Source organism: Novosphingobium sp. ST904 (assembly GCF_001298105.1).
Classification (GTDB): Bacteria; Pseudomonadota; Alphaproteobacteria; order Sphingomonadales; family Sphingomonadaceae; genus Novosphingobium.
In genome coordinates this window covers 282,218-299,733 of record NZ_LGJH01000165.1, presented here as the reverse complement: position 1 = coordinate 299,733, position 17,516 = coordinate 282,218, and the positions used below count along the sequence as shown (strand labels likewise).

General features: G+C 64.2%; 12 protein-coding genes and 3 pseudogenes. 11 read left to right on the top strand and 4 right to left on the bottom strand.

Going from position 1 to position 17,516, the window contains the following annotated elements; translation table 11 throughout:
- The first annotated feature begins 14 nt into the window (after positions 1-14).
- Positions 15-2,162 (top strand): methyl-accepting chemotaxis protein, encoded by a 2,148-nt coding sequence (locus ADT71_RS27715; RefSeq protein WP_054441943.1) that lies wholly within the window; start codon positions 15-17, stop codon positions 2,160-2,162.
- Positions 2,163-2,326: 164 nt separating this feature from the next.
- A pseudogene (locus ADT71_RS27710) lies at positions 2,327-2,747 on the top strand (acyl-CoA thioesterase).
- A gap of 14 nt (positions 2,748-2,761) precedes the next feature.
- Here ADT71_RS27710 and ADT71_RS27705 read toward each other — a convergent pair.
- The 3 genes and pseudogenes from ADT71_RS27705 to ADT71_RS27695 form a co-directional block, all read right to left on the bottom strand.
- Positions 2,762-4,168: an efflux transporter outer membrane subunit gene (locus tag ADT71_RS27705; protein WP_054441942.1), complete on the bottom strand. Its 1,407-nt coding sequence runs from the start codon at positions 4,166-4,168 to the stop codon at positions 2,762-2,764.
- A gap of 139 nt (positions 4,169-4,307) precedes the next feature.
- A pseudogene (locus ADT71_RS27700) lies at positions 4,308-7,576 on the bottom strand (efflux RND transporter permease subunit).
- Between the two features lie 4 nt (positions 7,577-7,580).
- Positions 7,581-8,660, bottom strand: coding sequence for an efflux RND transporter periplasmic adaptor subunit (locus ADT71_RS27695; protein ID WP_054441993.1), 1,080 nt, complete (start codon positions 8,658-8,660; stop codon positions 7,581-7,583).
- 214 nt (positions 8,661-8,874) lie between these two features.
- Between ADT71_RS27695 and ADT71_RS27690 the strand changes: the two genes are divergently transcribed.
- The 7 genes and pseudogenes from ADT71_RS27690 to ADT71_RS27660 all read left to right on the top strand — a co-directional run bounded on the left by ADT71_RS27690 (position 8,875) and on the right by ADT71_RS27660 (position 15,183).
- On the top strand, positions 8,875-9,606 hold the full coding sequence (locus tag ADT71_RS27690) for a response regulator transcription factor (protein WP_054441941.1): 732 nt from the start codon (positions 8,875-8,877) through the stop codon (positions 9,604-9,606).
- Entirely contained in the window at positions 9,603-11,009 is a 1,407-nt protein-coding gene (locus ADT71_RS27685) for an ATP-binding protein (protein ID WP_231636259.1), read from the top strand. Before ADT71_RS27690 ends, ADT71_RS27685 begins: the two co-directional genes overlap by 4 nt.
- Positions 11,010-11,133: 124 nt before the next feature.
- Positions 11,134-11,409 (top strand): hypothetical protein, encoded by a 276-nt coding sequence (locus ADT71_RS27680; protein WP_054441940.1) that lies wholly within the window; start codon positions 11,134-11,136, stop codon positions 11,407-11,409.
- Between the two features lie 2 nt (positions 11,410-11,411).
- Positions 11,412-11,851 (top strand): annotated as a pseudogene (locus ADT71_RS27675) (periplasmic heavy metal sensor).
- A gap of 6 nt (positions 11,852-11,857) precedes the next feature.
- Positions 11,858-12,415, top strand: a complete 558-nt coding sequence (locus ADT71_RS27670; RefSeq protein ID WP_054441939.1) for an RNA polymerase sigma factor — start codon at positions 11,858-11,860, stop codon at positions 12,413-12,415.
- A gap of 24 nt (positions 12,416-12,439) precedes the next feature.
- Positions 12,440-14,212: a copper resistance system multicopper oxidase gene (locus ADT71_RS27665; RefSeq protein ID WP_054441991.1), complete on the top strand. Its 1,773-nt coding sequence runs from the start codon at positions 12,440-12,442 to the stop codon at positions 14,210-14,212.
- Positions 14,212-15,183 (top strand): copper resistance protein B, encoded by a 972-nt coding sequence (locus tag ADT71_RS27660; protein ID WP_082370602.1) that lies wholly within the window; start codon positions 14,212-14,214, stop codon positions 15,181-15,183. Before ADT71_RS27665 ends, ADT71_RS27660 begins: the two co-directional genes overlap by 1 nt.
- Before the next feature lie 10 nt (positions 15,184-15,193).
- Here the strand turns inward: ADT71_RS27660 and ADT71_RS27655 are convergent, their stop codons facing one another.
- The gene (locus tag ADT71_RS27655; protein ID WP_054441938.1) at positions 15,194-15,847 is read right to left on the bottom strand and encodes a DsbA family protein; all 654 of its coding nucleotides are present in this window, start codon (positions 15,845-15,847) and stop codon (positions 15,194-15,196) included.
- 192 nt (positions 15,848-16,039) lie between these two features.
- On the opposite strand from ADT71_RS27655, the gene yaaA reads away from it, so the two are divergent.
- On the top strand, positions 16,040-16,792 hold the full coding sequence (gene yaaA / locus ADT71_RS27650) for a peroxide stress protein YaaA (RefSeq protein ID WP_054441937.1): 753 nt from the start codon (positions 16,040-16,042) through the stop codon (positions 16,790-16,792).
- The gene (locus tag ADT71_RS27645) at positions 16,789-17,499 is read left to right on the top strand and encodes an SDR family NAD(P)-dependent oxidoreductase (RefSeq protein WP_054441989.1); all 711 of its coding nucleotides are present in this window, start codon (positions 16,789-16,791) and stop codon (positions 17,497-17,499) included. Before yaaA ends, ADT71_RS27645 begins: the two co-directional genes overlap by 4 nt.
- The last annotated feature ends 17 nt before the right edge of the window (positions 17,500-17,516 follow it).

Below are 17,516 nucleotides of genomic sequence, written 5' to 3'. Positions count from 1 at the left end.
TCTGGAGCTTTTAAATGAAAGACCTGTTCAGTCGCATGCGCATTGCGGGCAAGCTGATGACGGTGGCCGGACTGGCGATCGCCTTGCTGCTCCTGCTCGGCTTTACCGCTGTTGTCGTGGAAACCGGCTCGGTCGTGGGGACACTGTCGGATCAGTCCGCCGTTGCCCAGGCCGATGCGGAGGGCAACCGCGTCAGTACCGATATCGCCACTTTCGAGGCGACGGCGCGTTCCATGGCTTCGGCTCTGGGCAAGATGCATGCCGCCGGAATGCGCGATCGCGGCGCGGCCCTGCTGGTGCTCAAGACGGACCTCCTGGAATCGAAAGTGGCATTGGGAAGCTGGACGATGATCCAGCCCAACCAGTGGGATGGTGCCGATGCCGGCAAGGGCGGGCTTCCCGGCTCCAGCGGAGACGGCAACTTCACGCCATACTGGGTGAAGAGCAACGGCGTGCTGACGCAAATGCCGAACAACGAGGCCGGAGCTTACGAAAAGCCGTATTTCCGGGCGGCATTCGAAAGCGGAAAGGGCGCGATCGTCGATCCCTATGCCTATGACGTGGACGGCAAGACCATCCTGATGACATCGATCACCGATCCGGTCAGGTCCGGGGACAAGGTTATCGGCGTGGTCGGCGTGGACATGGAGCTGGGCAGCCTCTCCGAGCGTCTTTCAGCGCTCAAGCCGTTTGGGACGGGCCGCGTGATGCTCCTGTCCTCCTCGGCAACATGGGTGGCCAATCCAGATCCTGCCCAGCTCGGCAAGCCCTATGAAGGTGCCGGTCTCGATGAGGTGAAAGCCGCTCTTGCCAGCGGCGAGACCCGCGTGCTCAACGATCTCGACATCGGCGGCGTGCCCACGCGCCGTGTCATTCGCCCGATCGCGCTTCAGGGGCTCAATACCACCTGGGGTCTCGTTCTCGACGTGCCGGAGGCGACCATTTCTGCGCCGGCTCGCTCGATGGCATGGCAACTCGTGATCGGTGGCCTCGTCATCGTGGCGGCGGTCCTCGCCAGCCTGTTCTACGCGGCCGGCAGCATCATCGGCAAACCGATCGCCGGACTGAGCCGCGCTGTCGATCGTCTGGCCAAGGGCGATCACTGCGCCATTCCCGAACTGGACCGTCAGGACGAGATCGGCACGATGGCCCGCGCAGCGGATGTGTTCCGTCAGGCCGCGGAAGATCGGGCGGAAGCCGACCATCGTTCGGCCGAGGAACAGCGTATCGTCACCAGCGCCGTCGGTGCCGGGCTCGACGCGCTGACGCGGGGCGACCTCACGGCAGAGATTTCCGCGCCGTTCCCGGCGGGATATGCCGCACTGAAGGAAAACTTCAACGCCGCCCTTGGCGAATTGCGCCGCATGATCGGTGCCGTAACGAACAGCGCCGTTGGCATTCGCACCGGGTCGGAGGAAATCGCCCAGGCATCGGAAGACCTTGCCCGGCGGACCGAGTCCAACGCCGCCAGCCTTGAGGAAACCTCGGCGGCGCTCGTCCAGATCGACCACCGCCTGAAGGCTTCCGCAACCGCGGCATCGCAGACCGTGCGCCGCGCCGACGAGGCTCTCTCGACCGTTGCCGGTGGCCGCACCGTGGCTGGCGAGGCCGTTCAGGCGATGGACCGCGTGAGCCTGAGCGCAAAGGGCATCGACCAGGTTATCGAAGGCGTAGACAAGATCGCGTTCCAGACCCGCGTCCTCGCCATGAACGCCGCCGTCGAGGCCGGGCGCGCCGGAGATGCCGGGCGCGGTTTCGCGGTCGTCGCCGATCTGGTTTCCGCGCTTGCCATGCGGGCCGAGGAAGAGGCCAAGCGTGCGCGTGACCAGCTTACCGTGACGCAGACGGACATCGTGACCGCCGTTGACGCGGTGCAGCGTGTCGATGCCGCGTTCGAGACCATCTCGGGCGGGGTGGGCGAGGTTCACACCCTGCTCGGACAGATGGCCGAAGACAATCAGGCGCAATCGTCGGCGATCAGCCAGATCACGGTCGCGGTTTCCACCATGGACCAGTCGACCCAGCAGAACGCCGCCATGGTCGAGGAAACTTCGGCCGCGGCACGCAACCTGACGACCGAGGCGATTTCGCTCAACGATCAGGCGGCCCGCTTCGACACGGGCGGCGGCCGGAGCCCGGCTCGCTACACCGCGGCGGCCTGATACGATGAAACGAGGCTCGCGGACCGATCGCAACGATCCGCGGGCCTTTCCTCTTTCGATCATTCCACATTAAAACCGCAGGTTACTGCCTCATTCCGAGGAAATCTCGGCGTTTCCCCCATTTCCGCTATCTGTGGGGGGCCTGAACTGTTACTTTCGGGGACGTGAGCAACGCGATTCCCCACAGCTATCCCATTGGCATCGACCCGGTCGACATCGACTTCATGGGGCATGTCAACAATGCCAGCTATCTGAAGTGGGTGCAGGATGCCGTGCTCGATCATTGGCGGGCGCTTGCGCCCACCGAAGCGGTCGCGCAGCATCTCTGGGTCGCGCTCAAGCACGAAATCACCTATCGCAAGCCGACCTTCATCGACGATGACGTGATCGCCACGGTCCTGCTCGAAAAAAGTGCAGGGTGCGCGGGCGTTCTACGAAACCATCATCCGTCGCGGCGAGGAAGTGCTGGCCGAAGTCAAGTCGAGCTGGTGCTGCCTGGATGCTTCCACCATGCGGCCGGCCAGGCTGGCCCGCGAAGTGATCCAGCATTTCTTTGCTCCGGAAAGCCGCGACACCGGCGAATAAGGCCGCCGCAGGCCTCAGTTTCCTGAGGCCTTCTCCTCTGCCAGCGTATCGTCCGCACCAATCGCGCTGTAAACGGTCACGCGGTTGGTGAGGTCCGCCAGAATTGTCGCAATCCGCGTCTGGCGATAGGCATAGAGAGAACGCTGGGCGACGAGCGCGTTCAGGTAGGTATCCGTTCCGGCCCGGTATTGGGCATCCGCCAGATCGTAGCTCTTCTGTGCTGCGGTAACCAGCCGGTCCTGCGCGGTGCGCTGACTGGTGATGGTGCCGCGCCGGGCAAGCGCATCGGCCACGTCCCGGAATGCGGACTGCACCGCCGCCCGGTAAGCGGCAAGGTAGTATTCCTGCTGCGCCTTCGCATATTCAAGGTTGCCCTTGTTCGTGCCGCCAAGGATCGGCAGGCTGGCGCTCGCCGTGCCGCTGGCGCCGAGCGCGCCGCCGGTGAACAGATCTGCCAGCGCAGTGCTGGCAAGGCCAAGAGCGGACGTCAGCGAGATGGTCGGGAAGAACGCGGCGCGGGCCGCGCCGATCTGGGAATATGTGGCCTTGAGCTGATGCTCCGCCTCCACGACGTCGGGTCGCCGCAGGAGGACATCGGACGACAGCCCCGCCGGAACCTGCCCGATGCGCGTGTCGAGTTCCGCCAGCGACGCGGGCAGCAGGGCGTCTTCCACGGGGCCGCCCACCAACAATTCCAGCGCATTGCGGTCCTGCGCGACCAGCGTCGTCTGCGAAGCGAGGTCGGAAGTCGCCTGTTCCAGCACCGTCTGCGCGGCAGCCAGGTCTCCCGCTGCGGCAAGGCCCGATTTGAGCAGTCTTTGCGTCAATTCCACCGAACGGCGTCCGCTGTCGCGCGTCTGCTCGGCGAGCGACAGCAGGTCGCGGTCGGACGCGAGTGTTATGTAGGCGGTCGCGGCGTTTGCCACCAGCGTGAGGCGCGCCGCGCGATAGCCGGACTCGGTGGAAAGATAAGTCTCGAGAGCCTCCCGGCTCTGGTTCCTGAGGCGGCCGAACAGGTCCAGTTCGAAAGCGCTGGCACCGATGTTCGCATCGTAGCTCTGGCTATCGCCCTGCGAGCTCTTGAGGCCCCGCGTGGCGCTCGCGCTTGCCGTTCCGGCTAGTGTCGGCAACTGGTACGAACGTTCGACATGATACTGCGCGCGCGCCGAAGCCACGTTGGCAAGACTGGCCTGAAGGTTCCGGTTGTTCGCCAGCGCCCGCTCGATCACCGTTTGCAGGCGGGGATCGGCGAACAGGGCCCGCCAGGGAAGGCCGGCCTCGCCCGCTTCTGCCGGGGCATAGGCGGCGCCTTGCGGCCACTGCAGTGGAGCGGCCGCCTCGGGCTGGACGTAGCGGGGCGCCATGTTGCACCCGGCCAGCGAACCGGCGGCGAGAATGAGCGGGATCAGGGTACGGCGCATCGGATCATTCCTCGATGAAGGCGCCCGGAGCCCCGACCTGAAGGGGCTCCGGGCTTCACCGGCGCGGGAGGGTGCGACTGTTCCGCGCCGGTGAATGTGGGGGAAAGGGGATGTAAACGGGATGCCAAGCCGAATGCCGTCAGCCATCGCCCTCTGATGGGGCGCCCGGAACTTCGGCATGTGACCCTTGCCGCAGGTTCCGGGCAGCGCCGGCGCTCCCGTCAGTCGTGCCTGAGCCCCCTCGGTGGAAGAGCCCGGCAACAATGACGAAGAACATCGGCACATAGAAGATCGCCAGCGCGGTGGCGGTGAACATGCCGCCAAGCACCGCCGTGCCTATGGCGATACGCCCCTGGGCGCCTGCTCCACTGGCGATCGCAAGCGGAATGACGCCGGCCATGAAGGCGATAGAGGTCATCATGATCGGGCGCAGGCGCACGCGGGCCGCCTCCAGCGCCGCATGGAGCATGTCGCGGCCGTCTCGCCACGCCTGCTCGGCAAATTCCACGATCAGGATCGCGTTCTTGGCCGCAAGTCCGATGGCGGTCAGCAGGCCGACCTGGAAGTAGATGTCGTTTTCCAGCCCGCGTACCGCCACCGCCAGCACCGCGCCGATCACGCCGAGCGGGATCACCAGCAGAACCGCCAGCGGCACCGACCAGCTTTCGTAAAGCGCCGCAAGGCACAGGAACACCACGGCGATCGAAAGGGCGTAAAGGTAAACGGCCTGACCGCTGGACTGGTTCTGCTGATAGGACAGGTCGCTCCAGGCATAGCTCGTGCCGGGCGCGAGCTTCTGTTGCAGGGCGACCATCTCCTTCATCGCGTCTCCCGAGCTGTATCCAGACCCGGCATCGCCCTGGATCGTATAGGACGAACGGCCGTTGAAGCGGGAAAGGCTGTTCGGGCCGGTTTCCCAGTTCATCGTCGTGAAGGCCGAGAAGGGAACCATCTTGCTGGTCCCATCGGCATTGGTGGCGGCGGTCGAGCGGACGAACCACTTGTCGAGATCGCTCGGCAGCATTCGCGCGCTTGCCTCTCCCTGTACGTAGACCTTCTTCACCCGTCCGCGATCGATGAAATCGTTGACGTAGGTGCCGCCCCAGGCCGTGCTGAGCGTATCGGTTGCATTGGCCACCGAAAGGCCGAGGACCGACAGCTTGGCATCGTCGTAATTGATGTCGAACTGGGGCGTGTCCGGCAGAGAGGAAGCGCGGACCTGCGAGAGTTTGGAGCTCTGGTTGGCGGCGGCGATCAGCTTGTCCCGCAGGGCGACGAATTTCTCGCGGTCCATGTTCGTCGAATTGAGGAGCTGGAAGGTGAAGCCGTTCGACTGGCCGAGGCCCTGGATCGAAGGCGGGGTCATCACGAAGACTTGCGCATCGCGGATCTTCGCCAGCTTGGCCATGACGCGGCCGCTGATGGCCTGCGCGGACTTTTCGGAGTCCTTGCGATCATCGAAGGGGGCAAGGCTGGCAAAGCCCATGCCTGCGTTCTGGCCGGCTCCATTGAAGCTGAAACCGCCGATGGTGAAGCGCAGGGGCACGTTCGCGCCTTCCGACCTGAAGGCTTGCTCGATCTGTTCGCGAACCTTGTCAGTCCGTTCGGAAGTGGCGCCGGCGGGAAGCTGGTAGACCACCATGACCTGGCCCTGGTCCTCTGTAGGCAGGAAGCCGGTCGGCAGGCGCATGAAGACAATCACGAGTGCCACGATCACCAGTCCATAGACTGCGAGCCAGATACGGCGGCGGGCGATGAGTTTCTCCGTCGTATCGACATAACGGCCGGTCATGCGGTCGAACCAGCGGTTGAAGCTGCCGAACCATCCGTCGAGCCTGTGTTGCAACCGCCGGGGTGCACCGCGCAGGCGAGATGCGGGTTCGCGCTCGGCATCGGCGTGCTCCTTGGCCACGAGCATGGTCGAGCAGAGCGCGGGCGAGAGGATCAGCGCCGTCAGTACCGAAAGCCCCATGGCCGAGACGATGGTGATCGAGAACTGGCGGTAGATCACCCCGGTCGACCCGCCGAAGAACGCCATCGGCAAGAGCACCGCCGACAGCACCAGCGCGATGCCCACAAGTGCGGAGCCGATCTCGTCCATCGAGCGTACCGTGGCGCCATAGGGGCTGAGCCCATCCTCGTGCATCAGGCGCTCGACATTCTCGACCACGACGATGGCGTCGTCCACCAGCAAGCCGATGGCGAGCACCATTGCGAACAGGGTCAGCGTATTGATCGAGTAGCCCAGCAGCGCGAGGATGCCGAAGGTGCCCATCAGGACAACCGGCACGGCAATTGCCGGCACCAGCGTCGCGCGCCAGCTCTGGAGGAAGGCATACATCACCAGAACGACGAGGATGATGGCGATCACCAGCGTCTCGATCACTTCCTTGATCGAAAGCTTGACGAAGTCGCTGGTGTCGCGGGCATAGGCGAGCTTGTATCCGTCCGGCAGGTCATGCGCGAGTTCGTCCACCCGCGCCTTTACGGCGGCGACGGTCTTGAGGGCATCGGCGCCGGAGGCCAGTTCGATGGCGATACCCGAGGCGGGATGCCCGTTGAGGCGAGCCGAACTGGAATAGCTCTCCTGCCCGAGTTCGACCCGGGCGACATCTGAGAGACGCACGATCGACCCGTCCGACAGCGTCTTGACGACGATCTGGCGGAACTGGGCGGGGGTCTGCAAGCGCGACTTGGCCTTGACGACCGCGTTCAGCATCTGCCCCTTGGCGAGCGGTTCGGCGCCGAGTTGTCCGGCGGACAAGTCAACGTTCTGTGCCGAAATCGCGCTCGTGACGTCGGAGGGGATCAATTGGCGCGCGGCCATCCTGGTGGGATCGAGCCAGATCCTCATCGCATATTGCGCGCCGAAGACCCGCACCCCGCCCACGCCGTTCACGCGGGCAAGATCGTCCTGGAAGTTGGAGACCAGATAATCGGCAACGTCGCTGTCGCTGCTCTTGTCGCTCTGGTCGTAGAGCCGACGACAAGCAGCATGTCCGAGGCCGACTTGGTGACGGTCAGGCCTTGCTGCTGCACCTGGGTCGGCAGGCGTGAGTTGGCTTGCTGGACCTTGTTCTGGACCTGCACTTGCGCAACGTCCGGATCGGTGCCCTTGGCGAACGTCGCGGTGACGGAGGCCGAACCGGAACTGTCCGAGCTGGATGAGAAGTAGAGCAGGTTGTCGATGCCGGTAAGCTGCTGCTCGATGACCTGCGTCACCGAATTTTCCAGCGTCTGCGCCGAAGCGCCGGGATAGGTGGCGCTGACAGTGACGGAAGGCGGCGCAACGTCGGGATACTGGGCGACGGGAAGGCTCATGATACCGGCGATGCCGGCCATCATGACGATGATGGCGATGACCCAGGCGAAGATCGGCCTGTCAATGAAATAGCGACTGAGGTTCATGGGATCAGTCGCCCTGCTTTACGGTGACGGCCTTGACCCTGGCCCCGGTGCGGGCCTTGTCGGTTCCCTCCACGATCAGGCGGTCGCCTGCCTTCAGTCCGCTGGTTATCAGCCACTTGTTGCCGATAGCCTGGCCGGTCGTGACCTTGCGCTGTTCGACCTTGCCCGCAGCATCGACGACGAGCGCCGTCCCGTCGCCCTTGGCGTCGCGCGAAATCCCCTGCTGCGGGGCAAGAATGCCGTTGCGCACAACGCCTTGCGGCGCGGCCACGTTCACGAACATGCCGGGGAGCAGGAGACCATCGGGATTGGGGAACTTCGCGCGCAGGGTGACCGTGCCTGCCTCGGGATCGACGTTGACTTCGCTGAACTCGATGGTCCCCTGCTGGGGGTAGACGGTGCCATCCTCCAAAGTCAGCGTCACTTTCGCACTGGCCGGAAGCATGTTGCCCTTGGCCAGCGCGCTCCGCAGGCGAAGCAGTTCGGCGGAGGACTGGGTGATATCGACGAAGATCGGGTCGAGTTGCTGGATCGTCGCCATGGCGTCGGTCTGGCTGGCGGTAACAAGCGCGCCCTTCGTCACCGAGGAACGGCCGATACGGCCGGTGATCGGCGCGAGAACGCGGGTGAACTCCAGGTTCACCGCGGCGCTGCGACTGGTTGCCTGATACTGGTGCACCGCAGCCTGTGCGGCGCGGGCGGCGGCGATCGTCTCGTCCTTGTCTTGACCGCTGACCGCTTCGCTATCGCCCAGGGTTCGATAGCGGCGGGCCTTGGCCTCGGCGCTGTAAAGATCGGCCTGCGCGCTTTCCAGCTGTGCACGGGACGTATCGAGAGATGCGCGGTAAAGGCGCGCGTCGATCTGGTACAGAGGCTGGCCGGCATGGACGAGCGAGCCTTCCTCGAAGAGCCGGGACTGGATCACGCCGTCCACCTGTGGTCGAACCTCGGCAACGGTCGTCGCGGCGGTGCGGCCGGAAAGCGTGGTGGAGACTGTTACCGGCTCGGCCGTCAGCGTGACCACGCCGACTTCGACGTCCTGCTGCGGCATGGCCTGCTGCTGGCCGCAGCCGCCGAGGCTCATGGCGGACAAAGCAAGCGCCGAGACCATGGCGAGATGTTGGAAGGAGGGGCGCAAGCGGAAGGCTCCTGTGCACAGTTGCAGCTCGGTTTCGCAATTGTGCGCCGCAGCAAGCGGGGGCAAGGATCGACGCGTATCGTCAGGTTGCCGGGCGTAGCCTATTGTTTCATCGTGTATCATCGGGGCAGACTTCGAGGGGCAGCGCGTTTATGACCTCATTCATGATCCCGCAGAGCGATGCGCCGGAGGGGCGCATCATGTCCTCGAGGACGATCCCGACATTCGCGAACTGATCGCCGCGCAGCTTTCGCGTGAACCGCAGCACGTGGATTCGGTCGGTACGGTCGCGGATCTGCGCGCCATTCTTCAGGGCGATCCGGTCGACCTGCTGATCCTCGATCTCAACCTGCCGGATGGAGACGGCCTCGACATCTGCCGGGACTTGCGCGTTTCCGGGCATCAGGGCGCGATCATGATGGTGACCGCGCGCGAGGGACCTATCGACCGGGTTCTGGGGCTGGAACTGGGCGCCGATGATTATCTGACCAAGCCGTTCGAGCCACGCGAACTGCTGGCACGGGTTCGCAATCTCCTGCGCCGCTCGCGGATATTCGATCACGGCCGGCCGCGCGTTGCCCGTTTCGCCCGGTTTGGTCCATGGCGGCTCGATCTGCACCAGCGCAGACTGGTGACCAATGACGAGCGCCTCGTGATGCTGTCCTCCGCGGAGTACCGCTTGCTCAGCCGTTTCATCGAGGCGCCCAACCAGGTGCTTTCGCGCGAGGAATTGCTGCCGGAACGCAGTGCCACCGTCGCCTTCGATCGCTCGATCGATATCCAGATCAGCCGGTTGCGCCACAAGCTCGCCAGCGAGCCGGGCGGAGACGAACTGATCCTCACCGTCCGCAGCGAAGGCTATGTCCTGCCCGGACCAGTCGAGTTCGAATGACCATGACGGAGCCCGACAGGCCAGGTTTGTTCAAGCGCCTGCGCGACTATCCGCGTTCGCTGGCGGGGCGCCTTACGCTTGTCCTCTCGCTGGGAATGGCCGCTTCGGCCGTTTTGGCCCTACAGGCCTCGGACAGCCTGCGCCACCGGATGTTCCGCAAGGAGCAGGTCGAAGCCGCCCTGAAAAGCGCAGAGGACATCGCCCACCGCTATGACAGGCAGCCGGAGAAAACCGAGCAGGTGCTTTCGCGCGGACAAGTGCTGGGCGCGCACGGTGCCGGTGCCGAGCTGAAGATGACCTCTTTCGACCCCGCCTTTTCGCGCCGCCTGAGCGAGCGGCTCGGCAGGCCCGCGTTCGTGATGCCGCTGCTGAACGATCAGTGCTTCGCCCAGTTCTCGCGTTTTCCCCATGCTGCCGGCATGAACACCGATCCCTTGCCTGACTGCTGGTTCGTCCGGGTCGAGTCCGGGAAGGGCGCCGAATATCGCTACGTCGTCGATCTCTGGCCCGACCGGAGTTGGGACCGGCACAGCGTGGGGCCGCCCTATCTCGAACTCATCATCGTGGCCGGTGCCCTGCTGGGCCTGCTTGCGGCCAGCCTAGCCACGACGCCGCTGAGGCGGATGGAGCGCGCCGCACGCTCGTTCTCGCTGGTTGGCGATTTCGAGCCGATCCCGGTCAAGGGGCCGAGCGAGGTCCGCGCCGCACTGGAGACCTTCAATCTCGCCCAGGAACGCGTACGCGAAGGGCTGCGCGAACGAACGCAGATACTTGCTTCGGTAACGCACGATCTGCAGACCCCGCTCACCCGTCTGCGCCTGCGCCTTGAACAGGTCGAGGACGAAGCCCTGCGCGACCGGCTCGTGGCGGACCTCGCGATTACGCAGCAGATCGTGCGAAACGGGCTCGATCTGGCCCGCAGCAGCGAAATGCGTGAACCCTGGGCCGTTCTCGATATCGATTCCATCCTCTCCAGCATCGCCGAGGACGCCGGCGAGTTTGGCCACCGCGTGGTCTTCGCGCGCGGCTGCGGGGCGCAGGCCAGGGTCAAGCCGAACGCATTGGCACGCGCACTTGGCAATCTCGTGGACAATGCCCTGAAATATGGCGGCAGCGCCGAACTGAGCTGCCTTTACGCGGGAAACGATCTCCTGATCCGCGTTGCCGATCGCGGTCCCGGGCTGGACGAAGACGAACTGACTCTGGCCTTCCAGCCATTTCGCCGGCTGTCTTCAGGCAAGGGCAGCGGTACGGGTATCGGGCTCGCCATCGCGCAGGCGCAGGTCGGAACCTTCGGTGCAACCCTTGCCTTGCGCAATCGCGACGGGGGAGGGCTCGTGGCCGAGATCGAAATCCCCGGCATCGCCAATCCTCCCGATAGCCCAGGGCGGCCGGGAACCTGATTGCTGCATTTCGGCCGAGGGCCTTGCCGAATTTTCTGATAGGGCTTTGAGGGATACGGGCTTGCGTTGCGTATGCGGCGGGAGAGCGTTTGCTGGGCAAGCGGTTGAAGGTGGGACTGGGCCGATGAACGAACTGGACGAAATGCTGTCGATGCTTCGCGGTGAAGCCTTACCTGAGGGTCTCGGTTCGCTTGATGCCGCCGTGCTTTCAGGCCTTGCTGCGGGGCGCGAGCGCATGGCGGGACGTCGCGGGCTGGTATTGGCAGGCTGCATCGCCGGCTTCGTCGGCTTGTGGGGAGGTCTCGCGCTGCCCACCTCCGCAACGGCGCAAGGCACTTCCCCAAGCGAACCCTTGCTGGCCATTCCTGCAGCGGCGCCTTCTCATCTGCTGGCGCTCTGATCATGGCGAACGCCCATCGTTATATCCTCGTCGCGCTTGTCTCGTTCCTTGTGGCTCTCGGTGCGCTGTGGTTCGGACAGAAGCTGCGCGGGGATGCCCCGGAAGAGAGCCGTATCCACGTATTGCTTCACGGAGAACTCGATCTCGACGCCGGCCAGAAGCGCCGGATCGATGCGCTTGAGCAAGGTTTCGCCGAGCGCCGGGGCCAGTTGGAAGGGGAACTGCAAGCCGCGAACGCCGATCTTGCACGGGCCATCGCTCACGAACACACTTATGGCCCGACGTCGAGAAAGCGGTGGATCGATCGCATGTGGCGATGGGCGAACTGCAGAAGGCGACGTTGCAGCACGTCTTCGCCATGCGAGCCGTGTTGCGACCGGACCAGACAGCACGCTTCGACAAGGCCGTGGGCCAGGCGCTGACCACCTCCCGGCAGGACTGAATCCGGGTGGCCGGATCGGAGTTGAGCGAGGCCGAAGCGGTCCGGGCCGCGCTCGCCGGGCGACAGGCAGGCTATTCCGCTCTCATGGGCTTCCACCGGGAGGCGGTATTTCGTTTCGCAAGAGCGCATGTCGGCAACGAAGCAGATGCGCTCGACATAACGCAGGAGGCCTTCGTCGCTGCCTTTCTGGCGCTGAGGCGCTATGATCCGGCACGGCCTTTTCGGGCGTGGATTCTGCGGATAGCGCTCAACAAGTGTCACGACTGGGCGCGTCGCCGCAAGGTCCGGCGCTTCTTCTCCTTCGCGCTGCCGATCGAGGAAGCGGCCGGCGTTGCCGATGGCGGGCTCGATCCCGAACAGGGATTGGCCTCGCGCCGACAGGTCGCGCATATCCATGCGGAAATCGCGGCGTTGCCCGATGCGCTGAAGGAACCGCTGCTGCTTTGCGCGCTGGAGGGGCTATCGCAGGATGAAGCCGCATCGATCCTGGGGATCAGCCGCAAGGCGGTGGAAACACGAATTTATCGCGCTCGGCAAAAATTGTCGCATCTCTCCGAGGGGTAGCAGCCCAGACGGCGTATGAAGAGCATGACGCCGCGCGATACTCACCATAGTCACCTGCTCGAACGCAGACGTTTCCTCTCGCTGGGCGGTGCATTCGCCGGGAGCCTTGGCATGGCGGGGCTGTTCCCGGCTTGGGCAAGAAGCGGGACGGCGGGCATTGTCCATGCGAGTAACCAGCCCGGTGTGCTGTCAGACGATACCATCGCGCTTCAGATCGGCGAGAGCCATTTTGCGACCGGCGGGCGCTCGGGTCATGCGGTGACCGTGAACGGCACACTGCCCGCGCCGCTGCTGCGCCTGCGTGAGGGCGAGACGGTGCGCATCGCCGTCACCAACCACCTGAAGGAGCAGACCTCGATCCATTGGCACGGGCTGCTGGTGCCCTTCCACATGGACGGTGTGCCGGGCGTCAGCTTCCCCGGCATCGATCCGGGCGAAACGTTCGTCTACGAGTTCCCGCTCACCCATTCGGGCACGTTCTGGTACCACTCGCACTCCGGCATGCAGGAGGCGGAAGGGCTGTTCGGCCCGATCGTGATCGACCCCGCCGGCCCCGATACGATCGCTTGCGACCGTGAGCATGTGCTGGTTCTATCGGACTGGAGTCCGATCCATCCGCACGAACAGATGCGCCGCCTGAAGATGATGGGCGGCTACTTCAACCGGCAGCGCCAGACGCTTGCGGGGCTGCTGGCAGGCAAGGACCAGTCGCTGGCCGACCGCCTCGCCTGGGGGAAGATGCGCATGGATGCGACCGATATCTCGGACGTGACCGGATCGACCTACAGCTTCCTCGTCAACGGCCACGGCAATGCCGAGAACTGGACCGGGCTTTTCGCACCGGGCGAGAAAGTACGCCTGCGCGTCATCAACGCCTCGTCGATGACCAACTTCAACTTCCGCATCCCCGGCCTGCCGCTGACCGTGGTGGCAGCGGATGGCAATCCTGTGCAACCGGTCGAGACGGACGAAGTGCAGATCGCGATTGCCGAGACTTACGACTTCATCGTCGAACCCGGCACCGCGGAAAGCTACGGCGTGATCGCCGAGGCCATCGACCGCTCCGGGCTCGTGCGCGCGACACTGGCACAGCGGCCGGGTCTCGTCGGCGAAACGCCGAAGCTACGTGAGCGTCCGGTCCTCACCATGCGCGACATGGGCATGGACATGAGCGGCATGGATATGGGCGAGGGCGGCGAGATCGATCTCAGCAAGCCCGCCATCAGTTCGATGAGCGGCCATTCGATGTCGATGCGCGATCCTTCGGTCGCCGCCGGCGTGAAGATGGGGCCGGGAGTTGCCACGCTCTCGCCGATGCCCGCGGACCGACTTGCCGACCGGCCGACCGGGCTGGAAAGCGTCGATCACCGCGTGCTGACGTACGCCGATCTGCGCTCGCGCGACCCCAATCCCGATCCGCGCGTGCCGAGCCGCCAGATCGACGTGCACCTGACTGCTGCGATGGAGCGGTACATGTGGTCTATGGACGGCGAGGCGATGTCGGAAAACCCGGCACCGATACCGTTCCGTCTGGGCGAGCGCGTGCGCGTCAATCTCATCAACGACACGATGATGCCGCACCCGATCCACATCCACGGCCACTTCTTCGAACTTGTCAGCGGCGAGCCGGGGAACCGCGCGCGCAAGCACACCGTCAACGTGCTGCCGGGCGGCAAGGTCTCGTTCGATCTCACTGCCGATGCAGAGGGTGACTGGGCGTTCCACTGTCACATGCTTCTGCACATGCACGCCGGGATGATGCGCGTGGTGACGGTGCGCCGGGAGGGAGAAGCCTGATGGCAAGACTCTTCCCGATCCTTACCTCGCTCCTGCTGGCCGGTTTTCCGCTTGCAGCACACGCGCAGGAGAGTGAGGCTGCATCCTCACGGGCCGATGAACATGCCGGGATGGACCATGCCAGCATGAACCATTCGCAGATGGACATGTCCGGCATGAACATGAGCGAAGCGGACATGAAAGGCATGGATCACTCCGCCCACGTCATGCCCGCAAGCACCGTCTCCGATGAGCCGGGCGATGCTCCGCCCCCCCCGGTGCCGACCGATTTTCCCGCCGACCGCTTCTTCGCGCCTGAACGCATGGCCGCCTCGCGCGCGGCAATGGTGAAGGAGATGAGGTTCAACACCTTCGCCCTTCAGGTTGATCAACTGGAATTCCGCACCGGCAAGGGCGGCGACGGTTTCGGCTGGGAAGGGCAGGCGTGGTACGGCGGTGATATAGACCGGATCGTGCTGGCCAGCGAGGGTGAGGGCACATTCGGTCAGCGTGCCGAGCGAATTGAGCTTAACGCCTACTGGCGCCACGCGCTGGACCCTTGGTTCAACCTGCAATTCGGTACGCGGCAGGACTTCCGACCCGATCCGCAGCGAACCTACGCGCTGGTTGGCATCGAAGGACTGGCGCCTTACTGGTTCGAGTTGCAAGGTCAGTTGCTCGTCTCGAACAAGGGCGACATTCATGCACGCGGCAAGGCGGGTTACACCCAGCGCATCACGCAGTCACTGGTCGTCGAGCCTGAAGCCGAGATAGATTTCGCGTTTCAGGACGTGCCCGCCCTGAGTGTTGGCGCAGGCTTCGAGCGTCTCGAACTGGGTGCTCGGCTTCGCTACGAACGCAACCGCTCGCTAGCGCCTTACGTTGGCGTCAACTGGGAGCGTAAACTCGGCGGAACGGCAGACCTCGCACGGGCTGCTGGTGAGGATGTTTCCGGTGTTTCAGCGGTATTCGGCGTGCGCGCGATGTTCTGATTTACGCATTTCACGGCTTCCCGCTTCGAGATTTCTGCACGACCCTTTGTAAAGTCGCGAAATCGATGGCGCCGGGAATGAGGTAGTCGCCTATAACCAGCGAAGGCGTTCCTGAGAGACCAAGGGTCTCCGCCAGCCGTCCGGTCCTCTGTAAGGCCGCATCGATGTCATTGCCGTGGAGCTTGAGGTCGGTCTGCAACCGGGGCCAGTCGACACCGGCGCGCGCCGCTGCCTGGCGAATGGTTGTTGCATCGAGCTTGACCGGGCCAGCCATTAGGGCGTCATTGAAGGCAGCGTGCTTGCCCTGATAGCGCGTTGCCATGGCAACGCGAGCGGCCTCGCGCGATAGGCCTCCGAAGATTGGCCAGTCCCTGTAGACGACACGCAGCTTTCGGTCTGAGGCGAGGAGCCGGTTCAGGTCTGCGTGAAACTTGCGGCAGTATGGGCACTGGTAGTCCGAGAAGACGACCACGGTGACATCGTAACCTTGCGGAGCCAGGATTGGGACGCCCGGATCGTTTGCCAGGGCCTCCTTCATGCGGGCGCGCTCCTGAGGAGAGGCGATGGTCTCGGCCCTTGCGTCAAGGGAGCCCTGTCCGCAACCCAGGAATGCGGCGAGCGCAATGGCCAACCCGGAGATGGCCGGTCCCATGCCCAATTTCATATCGTGAATTCCATTCAAAGCTCTTGCGGCGGCGCTGCGCCAGATTGGACGGGACCGCAAGCCCCTATGTAACTGGACATTCCCGCAAACGGATGATGCGCAGACTTGCGCCTTCGGCCGATCTCCGGCCGACGCGGAAAGAATGAACGTCGAGGTTTGACGCATCATCCGGGCCTAGCTACCGCGTGAGACATGATCGTTCTGCTTTCTCCCGCCAAGACCCTCGACTTCGAACGGACGTTGCCCGCGATTGCCGCCACGACGCCGCATTTCACCGAGGAAGCGCATAATCTCGCCAAATCGGCGGCCAACCTCTCGCAGAAGCGTTTGGCGGAGCTGATGCGGATCTCGCCGCGCCTCGCAAAGCTCAATGCGGACCGGTTCCGCGACTTTGCCGAACTGCCCGAGCGACAGGCGCTTTATGCCTTTGCCGGCGATGTCTACACGGGGTTCGAGGTGGACACGCTGGACGAGCCGGGTGTGGACTTTGCACAGGACCATGTGCGAATTCTGTCCGGCCTTTACGGGCTTCTCCGGCCATTGGATGCGATCCGTCCCTATCGCCTGGAAATGGGTACGCGCTGGGCGCCCCGGCACAAGAAGTTGACCGACTGGTGGGGTGACCGCATCGCAGCGCTGTTGCGCCAGCAGGTCGCGGACGAGGGGTCTGGCGTAGTGCTCAATCTGGCCAGCCAGGAGTATTTTGCCGCCGTCGAGAACAAGCTGAAGGGCTTGCGCGTCATTCACGTCGACTTCCGCGAGCCAGGCCCGGACGGCCCCCGTTTCGTGAGCTTCAATGCGAAAAAGGCCCGCGGCATGATGGCGCGGTGGATGTGCGAGCATCACATCGTCGATGCAGATGCGATGCGCGGGTTTGACAGCGACGGATATCGGTTCGCCCCGGACGAAAGTGACGCCGACAATTGGCGCTTCATCCGGTCATGACCGGAAGAGGCGAAGCGTCCGCCGTCGTCGTCGGGGCATCGGGCGGCATCGGTGCCGCTTTCGAAGCTGCGCTGATCGAGGAGGGGGCTTTCAGGGTCGTTCACGGCTTCGCTCGGTCCCGTGGAGGATCGCAGCACCTCGATCTTCTTGACGAGGCAAGCATTGCGGAAGCGGCCGGACACATTGCCAAGGGGCCAGCGCCGACCTTGATAATCGTAGCGACTGGCTTGCTGCACAGGGAGGGTCTCGCCCCGGAAAAGGCGTTGGCGGATCTCGATCCTGCATGGCTTGCAGAAATCCATGCCGTGAACGCCATCGGTCCCGCGCTTATCGCGAAACACTTCCTGCCGCTCATGCCGAAAGGCGGACGAGGGGTATTTGCGGCACTTTCGGCGCGGGTCGGTTCGATAGGGGACAATCGTCTTGGCGGATGGCATGGCTATCGCGCGTCGAAGGCGGCGCTCAACATGCTGGTGCGCAATCTTGCCATCGAGGAACGTCGCCGCAATCCCGGCGCGATCGTTGTTGCCTTGCATCCCGGCACCGTAGACACTGCTCTGTCCCGGCCATTCCAGGGCAATGTGCCGCCCGGGCGGCTGTTCGACCCAGAGCGTGCCGCTCTGCAATTGCTTGACGTCATCGAAGAGCTGAAAGTGCCCGATAGCGGCAAACTGCTCGACTACGAAGCGAACGAGATTCCATTCTAGCCGATACTTCCAGCCGC